This is a genomic window from Marinobacter sp. HL-58, assembly GCF_001314605.1.
Taxonomy (GTDB): Bacteria; Pseudomonadota; Gammaproteobacteria; order Pseudomonadales; family Oleiphilaceae; genus Marinobacter.
On record NZ_LIHP01000002.1, the window covers coordinates 1 to 13,105 of the forward strand.

The 13,105-nt window shown below is 44.8% G+C and carries 11 protein-coding genes and 3 pseudogenes; 13 read left to right on the top strand and 1 reads right to left on the bottom strand.

Translation table 11 applies throughout. The features are described from left to right. Window positions 1-123: 123 nt before the first annotated feature. A complete protein-coding gene (locus tag HLUCCO03_RS02165) occupies window positions 124-1,383 on the top strand; it encodes a UDP-N-acetylglucosamine 1-carboxyvinyltransferase (protein WP_027832636.1) in 1,260 nt (419 codons plus the stop codon). Continuing rightward, entirely contained in the window at window positions 1,371-2,315 is a 945-nt protein-coding gene (murB, locus tag HLUCCO03_RS02170) for a UDP-N-acetylmuramate dehydrogenase (RefSeq protein WP_027832635.1), read from the top strand. Before HLUCCO03_RS02165 ends, murB begins: the two co-directional genes overlap by 13 nt. A 65-nt stretch (window positions 2,316-2,380) precedes the next feature. Here murB and HLUCCO03_RS02175 read toward each other — a convergent pair. Then, a pseudogene (locus HLUCCO03_RS02175) lies at window positions 2,381-3,328 on the bottom strand (IS5 family transposase). Window positions 3,329-3,556: 228 nt separating this feature from the next. Between HLUCCO03_RS02175 and HLUCCO03_RS02180 the strand changes: the two are divergent. From HLUCCO03_RS02180 to HLUCCO03_RS02225, 11 genes and pseudogenes are all read left to right on the top strand, one after another. Further along, window positions 3,557-4,183: an IS30 family transposase gene (locus tag HLUCCO03_RS02180; protein ID WP_081813574.1), complete on the top strand. Its 627-nt coding sequence runs from the start codon at window positions 3,557-3,559 to the stop codon at window positions 4,181-4,183. 134 nt (window positions 4,184-4,317) lie between these two features. Continuing rightward, window positions 4,318-4,475 (top strand): annotated as a pseudogene (locus HLUCCO03_RS02185) (IS30 family transposase); the annotation flags it as partial. Between the two features lie 189 nt (window positions 4,476-4,664). Beyond that, window positions 4,665-5,861 (top strand): glycosyltransferase, encoded by a 1,197-nt coding sequence (locus HLUCCO03_RS02190; RefSeq protein WP_027832633.1) that lies wholly within the window; start codon window positions 4,665-4,667, stop codon window positions 5,859-5,861. Window positions 5,862-6,274: 413 nt separating this feature from the next. Next, the gene (locus HLUCCO03_RS19370; protein WP_197025685.1) at window positions 6,275-7,060 is read left to right on the top strand and encodes an O-antigen ligase family protein; all 786 of its coding nucleotides are present in this window, start codon (window positions 6,275-6,277) and stop codon (window positions 7,058-7,060) included. Next, entirely contained in the window at window positions 7,023-8,165 is a 1,143-nt protein-coding gene (locus HLUCCO03_RS02195; protein WP_081813573.1) for a glycosyltransferase, read from the top strand. The genes HLUCCO03_RS19370 and HLUCCO03_RS02195 overlap by 38 nt, the downstream gene beginning before the upstream one ends. Before the next feature lie 221 nt (window positions 8,166-8,386). Next, a pseudogene (locus tag HLUCCO03_RS02200) lies at window positions 8,387-8,545 on the top strand (IS3 family transposase); the annotation flags it as partial. 51 nt (window positions 8,546-8,596) lie between these two features. Further along, window positions 8,597-9,508 (top strand): glycosyltransferase family 2 protein, encoded by a 912-nt coding sequence (locus HLUCCO03_RS02205; RefSeq protein ID WP_081813571.1) that lies wholly within the window; start codon window positions 8,597-8,599, stop codon window positions 9,506-9,508. Further along, window positions 9,509-10,783: a hypothetical protein gene (locus HLUCCO03_RS02210; RefSeq protein ID WP_292016602.1), complete on the top strand. Its 1,275-nt coding sequence runs from the start codon at window positions 9,509-9,511 to the stop codon at window positions 10,781-10,783. Continuing rightward, entirely contained in the window at window positions 10,783-11,613 is an 831-nt protein-coding gene (locus HLUCCO03_RS02215; protein WP_027832628.1) for a glycosyltransferase, read from the top strand. Before HLUCCO03_RS02210 ends, HLUCCO03_RS02215 begins: the two co-directional genes overlap by 1 nt. After that, window positions 11,610-12,551, top strand: coding sequence for an NAD-dependent epimerase/dehydratase family protein (locus HLUCCO03_RS02220; RefSeq protein WP_027832627.1), 942 nt, complete (start codon window positions 11,610-11,612; stop codon window positions 12,549-12,551). Before HLUCCO03_RS02215 ends, HLUCCO03_RS02220 begins: the two co-directional genes overlap by 4 nt. Window position 12,552: 1 nt before the next feature. Beyond that, the gene (locus HLUCCO03_RS02225) at window positions 12,553-13,104 is read left to right on the top strand and encodes a sugar transferase (protein ID WP_027832626.1); all 552 of its coding nucleotides are present in this window, start codon (window positions 12,553-12,555) and stop codon (window positions 13,102-13,104) included. Window position 13,105 lies beyond the last annotated feature (1 nt).

The following is a 13,105-nucleotide window of genomic DNA, read 5'->3' on the forward strand; positions in this document are numbered from 1 at the left end:
GGCTTCGGAGAAAGTGATCTGATCCATGGTGGCAACGAATCCTATGCGGTTGGCGATGGCCGTATTATCGCTGATTTCGAGACTTATTCAGAGTCTCCTAAGCTAGTTATAAAAGGTAATTAAATGAATAAAGGGTTAATTGTAAAAAAAAGTAGCTTGGAAGGGGTGATAGAAGTCTCCGGGGCTAAAAACAGCGTATTAAAACTTTTGACAGCTTCAATATTATCTGATGATAAGATAATATTGAATAACTATCCAAGTTCCTTGCTGGATGCAAGGATACACATTGGTATGCTGGAAAAGTTAGGAAAGAGTTGCAAGCTGCTTGATGCTACAACTGTCACCATCGAGGGAGCTAATCGACTTTCAAATAGACTGGAATGGGATGATCGATCGATTAGGAACACTTTGCTTATCTTGGGCGCATTAACTGCACGAACCGGTGCTGGTGCTGTTCCCCTTCCTGGTGGCTGCCAGTTAGGTGATCGGACTTTTGATCTGCATGAGATGGTATTGCGATCGATGGGAGCCGAAATATGGCAGGAAGGTAATATGCTCTGTGCTAAAGCCCCGAGTGGGGGATTATTGGGCGCGGAGATACACTTGCCGATCCGGTCAACTGGCGCAACCGAAAATGCTATTATTTCTGGCTCACTAGCCAAAGGCACTACTCGCATCTGGAACCCGCATATTCGACCTGAAATTATCGATCTGATCAATTTCCTTCAGACAATGGGCGCAAAAATACGCATGTTTGGTCAAGAGCATATTGAGGTGACAGGTGTGGAGGGCCTTCATGGAACTCGCTACACCGTGATGCCTGATAATATGGAGGCAATCACTTGGCTTGTTGCGTCAGTTATGACAGGTGGGGATTTAGAAATTAAGAATTTCCCCTATGCCGACCTAGAGGTGGCGATGATCCATTTGCGTGAGAGTGGTGCAAAGTTTTACAGAGGCGAGGGTAGTTTGATTGTTCGTGGGGGCCGCTGTTACCCACTGGAGATAAGCACTGGTCCTCACCCAGGGATCAACTCCGATGTTCAGCCTATATTGGCAGCGTATGCCGCTTGTGCCCAAGGCGAGTCTCGAATCATAGATCTTCGGTTTCCAGGGCGTTACGGATACGCAGAAGAAATGGCTAAAATGGGGTTGGGGTATGAGATCAAGGGTAATCTTCTGAAGGTCCATGGCAATCAGGGAAGCATTATAGGGGCACACGTTAAAGCATTAGATTTACGCGCTGGCGCCGCTCTGGCTTTGTGCGGTCTTGTTGCTGAAGGTGAGACCGTGATCGAAGATGCTTGGCAAATAGCCAGAGGCTATGCAGACTTTGATAAAAAGCTTAAATCTTTAGGTGCTGATATAAAATGGATGGGTTAACAGGTGGCGATATTGCTCAACTTCAAGAAATATCACCAGGAGGGGTAATTTGCAATATATCGCTTGCAGAAATTAGCCAGTGGCAAATTGGCGGTATAGCAGATCTTTTAATCCAGCCAACCAGCCAGGCAGAAATCATTGAATTGCTCCAATGGTTTTATAATAGAGATATTAAGCCAGTTATCATAGGCCTGACCAGCAACCTTCTTTTTTCAGATGAAGGAATCAGAGTACCCATAATACAGGTAGGCACGAACCTGAATGCTATCCAAATAATGGGTACAGAAGTTGTTGCTGAAGCAGGTGTCTGGGTACCAAGTCTTGCGCGTAAGCTAATGCAGCATAGTCTTACAGGAGGCGAGCATGTTAGTGGTATTCCAGGTACGCTGGGTGGACTGATCTGTATGAACGGCGGTAGCAAACAAAAAGGAATTGCCGATAATATTGTTTGGGTTGAGAGCGTTGATCGAAGCGGCAGACTTTACCGGAGAAGTGTGGAAGACTGTGACTTTGCCTATAGAAGATCTATTTTTCAGAATAATAATGAAATCGTCGTAGGTGCCAAGCTAAAGTTTTCTCACTCAGACAGAAATGGCATACGAAGAGATATGTTGAATATTCTCCGAGATCGCCGTAAAAAATTCCCCAGAAAAAAACCTAACTGCGGCTCGGTTTTTAAAAGTAATCCAGCCATGTATTCGGAATTTGGCCCACCTGGTAAGGTTATTGAAGAGTTGGGTTTTAAAGGAATGAAAATTGGTGGCGCACAGGTTTCTGATCAGCATGCTAACTTTATTGTTAATACAGGCGAAGCTAAAGCAAAAGACGTTAAACGGCTGATAAAAAATATAAATGATGCAGTTTTTCAGAAAACTGGGTTTTATCTGGAGCGAGAGGCAATCTTTTTTGATGAGTTAGGAAAGTCTGAATAACCGTTGATTTTTGCTGATCTTGGTTTAAGTCGGCAAAAATCAAAAGTTCAGTCACTAATTACCCTTTATTTGTGTGGTTTTTGTAGATTTTCTGCCATTTTGGCGGAAAACAGGCGCACTGGCCCTGCGCCAGTAGGGATTTTTCCACCAATTAGCAGGTTGCTGAACGCGGCTAGCAAATGCAGCCGGTTATTTTTCTTTGCAAGGCCGCGATAGCGGACCCTGCCTTATTCAAAGGCCTGCTTTGTGTACCGGAAGGGATGCTCAACTTTGATGCGAACACTGGCTTTCATTTTCTCGGCGTTCAGCTTTTCGGCATCTAGCTTCTTCCGGGTACCAGGCCGTTTGGCAATGAACCAGGCGACATCTTCGCGGCGCTTATACTCATCCCGCTTTTGATTGCCAAGATACCCGGCATCGCCGAAGACTCGCTGCTCTTCTCCGTGCAGCAGTTTACCGGCGGGCACGATGTCGTGAACGGTGGTAGCGGTGGTATAAATCAGGCCCAGCGTATCGTCGACGCCAATTTGCACCTTCATACCGAAGTGCCATTCATTGCCCTTTCTGGTCTGGTGCATTTCCGGATCGCGTTTGCCGCCTTGGTTCTTGGTAGAGCTGGGACCAGAGATAATGGTAGCGTCGACGATGCTTCCTTCACGCAACATCAGGCCTTTTTTCTCCAGTTGTTTGTTCACCTCTTTAAACAGCACCTTGCCAAGACCGTGTTGCTCCAGGAGATGCCGGAAGCTAAGAATGGTGGTCACGTCCGGCAAGCGGTCCAGCTTTAGACCGGCGAAGTGGTGCATGGATTCAATCTCGTACAAAGCATCTTCCATGGCCGGATCGCCAAGGTTATAGAACAACTGAATGCTGTGAACTCGCAGGATGGCAGGCAGCGGATAGGGAGACCGGCCGTTCCGCTCCTTGGGGTAATAACGGGCTACCTTTTTCTCCAACTGCTTCCAGGGAACCAGTTTGTCCATCCGTTTGAGAAAGATCTCGCGGCGGATGATGCGTTTCTTGTTCTCTTACTCGGCTTCGGACAAGGTCATCTGATCCATGTGCCAGTGAATCCTGTGCGGTTGGTGATGGCCGTATTATCGCTGATTTTGAAGACTTATTCAGAATCTCCTTAGGTAGAGAATTCAGATGATAACTGCAGCATTTTGGCGTAACCAGGTAGAGGCGGGAGGGCCGACGCCGGTATCCCCACGGGCCTTACCGACCAAAGTGAAGCAGTGATGAAATACCGACAACTAACCCAGACTCAACGATACCAAATTTCGGCCCTGCGTGCGGCTGGCGAAAGCAAGCGACAGATCGTAGCAATACTTAGCTGCCACAACAGTACGATCAGCCGCGAGTTGCAGCGTAATAGCGTTCGCAGCTATGAACCTGAGACGGCGCAGCATAAGGCGAATATCTGGCGTAGAAACGCCTTCAAGCGCGACAAACGAGTTCAGTGGCTGACGGACTGGGTGACTGAACGGCTGAAGGGACACTGGAGCCCCGAGCAGATCGCAGCCTTTACGCGCCGCATGAACACTTCAGTGCAAATCAGTCACGAGTGGGCCTATGCCTTGACTCATCGTGATCGCCTTTTGGGTGGTCGCCTTTGGCGCTTCTGTCGACATCGGAACAATCGTGATCGCAAACGCAGAGCGAAGGAAGCGGGCCTCGGCACAACCCCGAATCGGGTCGAAATTCTGTGCCGCCCCAAAGAAACTGAAAGGTGGGTCACGCTTGGCCTCTGGCAAGGCGACACGGTGCTCCAAGGCCACAAACAATCCAGTTTGGTGGCATTGGTGGAGCGTCGGCGGCTACTTGCTCGCAGGTGGTCTAAAGCATTTTACGGCCGCGCATCTTGATCAGGCTTTTGAAGCCAATCCGAGGTCTTGTGAAAACGGCGGCACTGGAAAACGGTAGCGAGTTTGCGGAACACGAACAGGCGAACAAAGAGTTGGATCTGGCCGCCTATTTTTATGGTCCATGCTGCTCCGGTCAACGGGCATGAATAAGAACAGGAACGGCTTGCTGCGCCAGAACTACCCAAAAGGGACGAACTTTGTCAGGCTGTCTCAAACGCACATCAACCGCGTGGTTGAGCAATTGAATAACCGACCCGGAAAACGGCTGGGCTACCGGACACCGGCAGAGGTGTTTTGGGGGGGAATATACTGGGGCACTATAAATGAGCGGTGCTGTGGTTATTGGTTGAATCCACTATTGCGTTTGAGTAGCTTTCTTCCATTTTTAAAAGCGGTTTATCGAAAAGTTGAGCGTTAGTCAGGCATTAACTAAAACATTTATTATAATTTATTGTTTGCGCGAGAAAAAAGTGTCATCTAAATGAAAATATTATATGACTTTCAAGATATGAGTGGTGGAGCGCCTCGCTCTCACTTGGAGCACCTTAAAGCGATGTACAATAGTGGCCATGAAGTGGTGGCAGTCATAGGTAAAGATTCCCAACAATTATCCCACCTTGCTCCATATTTGAGGATTTTAAATGTCCCACCCTTTGATTTTAAAAATATCTTTAAAAATCTGTGGTTGGTTATGACATGGGTGAGGGTAGTAAGGCTGGAGAAGCCGGACTTGATACATTCATGCCGCCCTTCGCATTATTCATTTCTGGCAGTGGTGTCTGACATTACGGGAATTCCGCTAGTTTTTAGTCAGGCTGGCGGTAAGGTAGAGCCTCACATCATCAAGGTTGTAAAAGGGAAAGTCGCCATATGCTATTCTAAGGAAAATGTTTGCGATATGCTGGATTTAGGTTTTGATCCTAAGTCAATTTTTTTGGTTTCAAATAGAATCAAACTAAATTATAGGGGAAAAGGTTATTCTTCAATAACCGGGGACAAAATTCTTGTGTTGGGGAATATTAAGCGCCAGACAATAGGTGGGATTGTGAGCTTGCTTCAACGCATAAGCGATGCCGCGAATAAAGGAGATCGCTTTTATTTGTGTATAGCTGGAGCGGACAAATCTGAAGATGAGGAGTATTCAAAGATTCTAAACTCTTATATTTTTGATATTAACAATAAACTGGGTCGGAAATCTATTGAGTACCGCGGCTGGGTGAATGATTTTTCTAATCTTACAGAAGAATTTTCTATTTTTGTTGGTAAAGGGCGTAGTATAATTGAACCTTGTATGCTAGGAAATGTTGGATACGTAATATCGGAAAAAGGTAGATTGACAAGGATAAGAGAAGAAACGGTTGAGGATTTGTATCATTATAACTTCTCAGGGAGAGGAAATCTTCAAGATGATTCGGCCGAGTTTGACTCTTTAATAAAGGGGATTTGCAACCATCGCGAGATAATAAAAGATGCTAAAAATGTGCGTTTAACCCTCAGTCGACTTTATAATTCTGAGTATTCAGCGTGCAAGTTAGAAAAAGTATATCGTCATGCTTTTAATGAAAATGATGGTAAGTCAAGAAAAGCAAAGGCATTTTTGCGTTTATTGAATTTATATTTTCAGTTTTTTAAATTCAGAGGCAAAAGTCACTCCTTTGGTTGGTTGAGAAGGTTTTAGAAGTGGCAAAAGTCTTAACGTTATTATTTATTGTCCTTCTCCCTTTAGACCTTGTCTTCAAAGAACTTGATCTTTGGTATTTGAGTTCGAATTTTGTCGGTCTAATTCTTTTTTTATATGGTGTTTTGGCCTTAAGGTTGAGGTTAACTTCGTCTCATATTGGTTTTATATTTTTTGTCATGCTGGTCTTAATGTCGTACTTTTGGAGCAAAGAAATATCGTACTGGATAAGGTCTGTGCTTCCATTAGTTTTGTCAATAGCCTATGTATTGGTCATCCCGAGCATCGTCTTTTATAAAAACAATTTGAGGGTCGATGATTTGCTCGTGTGTTATGTTTTTTCTGTGCTGTTTGTTGCTATCTTGGCGTTCATCTATTATCTAATATATGGGAGTGTTTATGCCGGTGACAGAATGACTTTAGGCTCCCTCAACCCAACGTGGCTTGGAGCATATATATCTTTGGCAATATTAATTTGTTTTGATAGGTTAAGATCGTCTGTTAGCTTTTTGTATTTTGGGATATTAATTATTCTAAGTGCCTTTCTAGTATTAACGCAAAGTCGAACTTCTATGGGTGCGATTCTAGGGTCTCTTATCTTCTGCTTACTAATTTTCTCTGCGAGAGATCTTGTGAGATCAATAAAGACACTTCGATTACAGACTGTAAATTTTAAGTGGGTGTTTTTTGTCGGAGTAGCCTTGATTGTGTTGGTTGGATTGGTTTTGGTTATTGGTACTGAAAATCTTGGTCTAATGCGACTAAATAGTTTAATGTCGGGGGACCTCAAAGCTATGACCGCGGGGCGCAACTTACTCTTCTTCGAGTATCTTCAGATGCCCAGTGATCCATTATTGGGCTGGGGATACGGAATGACGCCTTATCAATATTGTGAGTACTATGCTTGTGATTCACATAGGATGCCGCACAACAACTACTTGCTAATCTTTAAAGAGCTGGGCGTTATCGGATCAGCTGTGTATCTCTTTTTTTCTGTACATATAATTTTTAAAGCAATATTCTGGCGCTCTCGGAGAAGTTTCTTGGTTTCATTGATTTCGGTATATCTTTTCATTATAGGGTTTGGTAACGATACTATTGGTTATAAGTATTATTGGATTGGAGTTTTGCTATATTTTATAATTTATATTGGTGGCCGTTATGAATATCATAATAGTAACACACGTTTATCCAGATAAGGCAGATGCGCAAGCCGGAATTTTTGTTCATCGTCAGGTTAAAGAGCTAGAAAGGTTAGGGCACAATGCTCAGGTAATAAGGTTGGTTCCTTCTTTTTTTCTAAGGTATAGTAAAAAAGAAAGGGACTATATTCACGAGGGTGTGAAGGTAACGTGTGTAAAGTATTTTAAGATCCCATCTAGATACTTTTATTCATTAAGCACGCTAATCGCAGGCGTTGTATGTTTGATTGATAGTCGTGTTCGTTCTATTAATAATGTAGATCTAGTTTATAGCCAGTGGTCGCTGCCAGGGGGATTTGTCGGGTTTTGTATCTCTAAGTTAAAGAGGGTAAAAAGTTTTGTTTGTGTGAGAGGTAGCGATATAAATTGTTTTTCTAAAAATGATTTTTTGGCTCGGATCATAAATAGAGCTGCATTGAGCTCATCTTCCCATGTCTTTTCCGTTAGTGAGTTACTGATGAAAGAGGCGAAGAAATGTGCAGGTCTTCGTGATGATTTAGTCAGTGTTAATTATAATGGTGTCGATTCTGAGGTTTTTTTTCCTCCATTATTAAGACCGTTCAGCACTCCTTCATTTCTCTTTGTAGGAAATTTAAAAAAAGAAAAGGGTGTTTTTGAGCTTCTGAGGCTTTTTGAGCTTATTAAAGCCTGTTTTCCGATTGCAACGCTTACTGTTGTTGGCAAAGGCGCACTTGAAAGTAAATTAAAGTCTTTTAGTGTAGAGAGGAAGCTGGATGTAAATTTCGTTGGCTCACAGAAGGCTGATAAGGTGGCGCTGTTAATGAGGGAGTGTAATTATTTTATTTTCCTCTCTAAAAGCGAGGGGTTGCCAAATGTTGTATTGGAGGCCCTGGCATCAGGCATGATCGTTTTTAGTACACCTGTGGGGGGGGTCCCTGAAGTTGTCTTCCATGGGGTGAACGGCTTTCATATCTCCGACATAGATTTAAATGCGTCTAGAGATGTAATAAAAGAGGTTCTTTTGATGTCACCTGACCACCTGTCACGTATCTCTGATAAAGCTTCCGTTACTGTGGTTGAAAAATTTAACTGGAAGAGTAATGTGCGTTATCTTACGGAGGTGTTTAACGAGTGCCAATAAAATTGTTCTCTCTTTAATTTCGTTAACAATTTTCACCGGCCGATGCGCGGTGATTTTTAATCCAGTTGCGGGGGCCACAGCAATACGCACAGCAGGATTTATCTGTATCGACAACCGATCGACTTCCGCAATCAGACCAGTTGCCTTGCGCTGATTGTCGAACCGGAGCAGAGGCGTAGCCTGTTTTATGGTGCGCTTTGCGTTTTCGCCACTGGCACGGCCCCTGGAAATCCATGAGATCCTTTGAGCTGGCAACGCTGGAATGGATGTCCTGGTTCAAGCACCAACAGCTGATGGAAGCACTGGGGTATTTCCCGCCAGCAGAAGCTGAGGCAAACTACTATCGGCAACTTAACAGTCAGGCTGTTATGGCAGCGTGACTAAAACCAACGGGCCTCCGCGATACCCGGGGCGGTTCATAGAGATTACTTATGATTAGCTGTTGTGTTGTTATTCCCTCTAAAGATAGGCCTTATTCAGTGATTAAGAGCTTGGAAAGTGTATTTTCTCAGTCGGTTTTACCCACCGAGGTGATAGTCGTTGATGATGGCTCCGATCCCGAATTAGAATTAAATGACAAAATTTCGATTCCAGATAATGTAAGTCTAAGATTGATTAGGAATGCGCAATCAATGGGTGCTCCTTTTTCCCGTAACTTAGGCGTAAAAAATTGCTCTACCGATATAGTGTTGTTTCTTGATGATGACGACTTTTTTTCGGTGGATAAAATAGAGAAAGTAATTAAAGAGTTTGAGGATGAAGAAGTGGGCTTGGTTACCTCCTACTCTCAAGTATTTATTAAGGATCTTGGTATAGCTTATCGCATCAAGCCGAATGCCAATCCAAACCTTCGTAACCAGCTAGAGAAAAACGTTATCGGAACAACTTCAATGATGTGTATTAGACGAAGTGTATTTAGTAAAGCTGAAGGTTTTGATGAGCTGCTCGCTGCAAGGCAAGACTACGAGTTTGGCATAAGGCTTCTTCAGATTTGTCAAAAAACGGTTTGTATTCCTGAGGTTCTAGTGAATATAAATGTTGAACTTTCAGAAAAAAGTATATCTAAATCGGTTGATAAAAATGTTAAGGCAATCAATTATATTGAGCAAAAATATCATGAAGAACTAAAGCAACTTACACCCTCTGAGAGAAGGTCTCGTGCATTGGCAAATAATAACTTTCTCGCCCATAAAATGCTCATATCGGGAAATGTGATTTCCGCCATAGCTATGTTATTCAAGAGTGGGGTCAGGTTTCGATCTATTTCATCGTTGCTTGCTGGTTTTTCATTGTGCCTTGGCCGAAAAATGTTTTTCAGAGTGTTAAGTATCAGAAATCGATAGTTGGCGGTTATTTTGAGCAATTTTAATGTATTTGAAAGACAAGTTGCCAAGCTTCTGTCTAGAACACCTGGGCTAAAGAAGAGTCTCAAGCTATTCTATTCGAGGTTGGCTTTCCTTCGTCACAGAAAAAATTATCGTAAAAGAGCCGTTCGTGAACCTTTCCCTTACCGGAGTGGAGCTAAGGAGACCTTTTTCGGTTATTTTGATAAATCGCCAGTCAACCAAAATGGCTATGTGTTGGTTTACACTACTGAAGAAGATACGTCGAAGGCTCCGTTGCCCCAAGGTGAGGTGGTTTTGAATGTGCATGATTCGAAGAATCAGGAAGTTGTTTTATCGATCACTGTAAGAGCTTTTAATTGGCAACAGGGTTCCAGAGCACATTGGTTGGATGATGATCTGTTTATTTTCAATGATTTTGACGAAGCTTCCGCGAGCTACGTTGCAAAAGTTTGGTCGTTGAAGGGCGAAAAACAGGTAAAAACGTTCACGTTGCCAGTTCAGGATTCGTTTGGGGTTGAATATTTTATTTCTTTGGATTATCAACGCCTACAGGCATTAAGGCCGGATTATGGGTACCAGAATCTGCCTCCTATGAATCAGGCAGAGCTCGAAAAGCTAGAAAATGATGGGTTGTGGCTTGTTGATTTCGCAACAGGTTCTTCAAGATTGTTCATATCCCTTTCTGACCTTAAGTCCTTCCAGTTCAAGCCGGAGATGGAGAATGCCCATCATAAAGTGAATCACGTGATGATTTCTCCAAGTGGGCGTCAGTTTATCTTCATGCATCGATTTCGCAACGGAGGGGCCCGTACTGACCGGTTGTTTCTTGCCGATGTTGAGAATGGCCAGCTGAGACTTTTGGCTGATTTCGGCATGGTAAGTCATTGTTTTTGGGCTAACGAGGAGAGTGTTTTTGGTTATTTGCGGGGCCCTGGAAATAAAGAGGGCTACTGGTTGGTCAATGTCGATACCGGGGATTTTACCTCTTTTGGTGCCGGAAAACTGGACCGGTACGGAGATGGCCATCCACATGTCTGGGGGGACTGGTTTGTTACGGATACGTATCCGGACAAATCCCGGATGCAACACCTGATTCTGGGTAACTTTAAAACCGGTGAGGTGAGGGAGATTGGTGAGTTTTTCCATGGGTTTGAGTACGACGGTGAGAGCCGTTGCGATTTGCATCCGAGATTCTCGCTAGACGGTAAATCGGTTTTCTTCGACTCTGTTTTCTCAGGCAAGCGTCAGCTCTACAAAATGGATCTCGACTGATGGGCTTCTCAGTATTGATGTCTGTATACCAGGGTGATGATCCCCAGCACCTTACCGAAGCGTTGCGAAGTATATGGGATGATCAATCAGTTCGGCCTTCTGAAATCGTATTGGTTTTTGATGGGCCAGTGCCCACAGAGTTGGAGAGGGTTGTAGACCAATGGAAAGCTACCTTAGGCCCGGTTCTGATAACAGAGCGCTTTGAGGTTAATCAGGGCCTTGGGGCCGCGTTACATCGTGGCCTGTCACTTGCTGGCAATGAGTTGGTTGCACGGATGGATGCGGATGATATTGCCTCGAGTGAGCGGTTCGCCATTCAACTTGCGATGCTTGAAGAGCGGGAGGATATCGATATCCTCGGTAGCTTTGTGCAGGAGATCTCCTTCGACGGGAAACCTCTTGGGCTCAGGACAATGCCCTCAGAGCACCACTCGATTGTGGCGAATCTTTGGGCATCACCAATTATTCACCCGACGGTCATGATGCGCCGCTCAAGGGTTCTCTCATCGGGCAATTATGATCCGGCCTGTCGGCGCCGGCAGGATTATGAGCTATGGTTTCGTTGTGCGGCAAACGGGCTCCGGTTTCATAACTTGGCTCTGCCATTGCTTCATTACCGGTTTGGCGCTCACACTCATAAAAAGCAGTTGCCCAGACTGGCGCTGGAGCAGGCGCTGATAGGCTACCGTGGTGCCGGCAGGCTGGGGATGCCCTTTTACCAGAGGGCTGCGTGTTTTATTCCATTTATTCGTTCGTTGCTGCCAGCGCAGGTTCAGCACCTGGTGTACAAGTTGCTCACACCAATGGATCCGAGGCGGAAAAGCAAATGACTGCACGGAAGAAGGTTCTGATTACGGGAGCGACCGGATTTATTGGCCGATATCTCGTTGAAGCTCTGTTGGCCGGCAACGATTTTGACGTGGTTGTTGCGGGACGGCGGTGTCCCGAATTGCCATCAGAAAGTGGGTTAGAGTTTTTCGACGTGGGAGAGATCAATGGTGGATCTGACTGGAGAGAAAGCCTTCATGGGGTGCAAGCAGTTATTCACTTGGCTGGTCTGGCACATCTGAACAAGCGGGCGAGTTCCGCTGCTCAACAGTTTCATCAGGTGAATGTGCAAGGAACATTGAACCTGGCGAATCAAGCTGAGGGTGCAGGAGTCACGCACTTTCTGTTCATGAGTTCTATTGGGGTAAATGGTAATTCAAATCATCAGCCGTTCACCGTTTCGGATACTCCAGCACCCAAAGAGCTTTATGCAGAGTCCAAAATGCATGCGGAACAACAGCTAAAATCGCAGCTTGTAGACTCTTCCATGGCCCTGACGATTGTTCGTCCGCCGTTGGTTTATGGTCCGAATGCGCCCGGCAATTTTGGGCTATTGTGTTCTATTGTTAAGAAGCCGTTGCCTCTTCCTCTTGCTGGTATTCAGAATAGGCGCTCGTTTGTTTCAGTATGGAATTTGGTCGACTTACTTATTCGCTGTTTGAAGGATGATGCTTCGAAAGGAAAGACGTTTTTGGTCCGTGATGGCCAAGACGTTTCTACCTCTGACTTTCTGCGATTGATAGGCGATGCCTCTGGGTATGGGGTTCGATTGTTCCGAGTTTCACACTCATTCTTGAAGCTTGCAGCCGCGTGTCTTGGAAAAAAGGCAAGTTACGACAGGCTCTTTGATTCATTGCTGGTGGACGATAGCTATACAAGGGAAGTTCTTGGATGGACACCTCCCCTTACCCTTGAGGAGTCTCTCAGGAAATGTTTTTAAGATGATTCGCGCATTTGATTTGGTTTTTGCCACAGTTGGTTTAGTTTTAGGCTTTCCGATCTTTTTGATTATTATGATGATCGGATTATTTGATACGGGAGAGCCCATTTTTAGGCAGGAGCGGGTGGGTAGCAACAAAAAGCCATTCACGCTCATCAAATTTCGAACTATGAAGGTGGATACCGCTTCGGTAGCGAGTCATCTCGCAAACACGGCTTCCATTACGAAATTTGGCCGTTTTCTCCGCCGAACCAAGTTAGATGAACTTCCCCAACTCTGGAACGTGTTGAAAGGAGAAATGAGTCTTGTTGGGCCTCGGCCTTGTTTGTTCAACCAGGAAGAATTAATTGAGGAAAGGGAGTCCAGAGGGGTGCTTCAGGCTCGTCCCGGCATCACCGGGTTGGCGCAGATTAACAATATCGACATGTCCACCCCACGTTTATTGGCGGAAACAGATGCTAAGATGCTAGACAGCCTGAATCTGAAAAATTACTTTCTCTATATTGTTCATACATTACTCGGCAAGGGTGCCGGCGACCGCGTAAAGGACTGAA

Bases quoted from the DNA above. Each gene is read 5' to 3' on its own strand.
- HLUCCO03_RS02165 (WP_027832636.1), top strand. From the start codon at position 124: ATGAATAAAGGGTTAATTGTAAAAAAAAGTAGCTTGGAAGGGGTGATA.
- murB (WP_027832635.1), top strand. From the start codon at position 1,371: ATGGATGGGTTAACAGGTGGCGATATTGCTCAACTTCAAGAAATATCA.
- HLUCCO03_RS02180 (WP_081813574.1), top strand. From the start codon at position 3,557: ATGAAATACCGACAACTAACCCAGACTCAACGATACCAAATTTCGGCC.
- HLUCCO03_RS02190 (WP_027832633.1), top strand. From the start codon at position 4,665: ATGAAAATATTATATGACTTTCAAGATATGAGTGGTGGAGCGCCTCGC.
- HLUCCO03_RS19370 (WP_197025685.1), top strand. From the start codon at position 6,275: ATGACTTTAGGCTCCCTCAACCCAACGTGGCTTGGAGCATATATATCT.
- HLUCCO03_RS02195 (WP_081813573.1), top strand. From the start codon at position 7,023: ATGAATATCATAATAGTAACACACGTTTATCCAGATAAGGCAGATGCG.
- HLUCCO03_RS02205 (WP_081813571.1), top strand. From the start codon at position 8,597: ATGATTAGCTGTTGTGTTGTTATTCCCTCTAAAGATAGGCCTTATTCA.
- HLUCCO03_RS02215 (WP_027832628.1), top strand. From the start codon at position 10,783: ATGGGCTTCTCAGTATTGATGTCTGTATACCAGGGTGATGATCCCCAG.
- HLUCCO03_RS02220 (WP_027832627.1), top strand. From the start codon at position 11,610: ATGACTGCACGGAAGAAGGTTCTGATTACGGGAGCGACCGGATTTATT.
- HLUCCO03_RS02225 (WP_027832626.1), top strand. From the start codon at position 12,553: ATGATTCGCGCATTTGATTTGGTTTTTGCCACAGTTGGTTTAGTTTTA.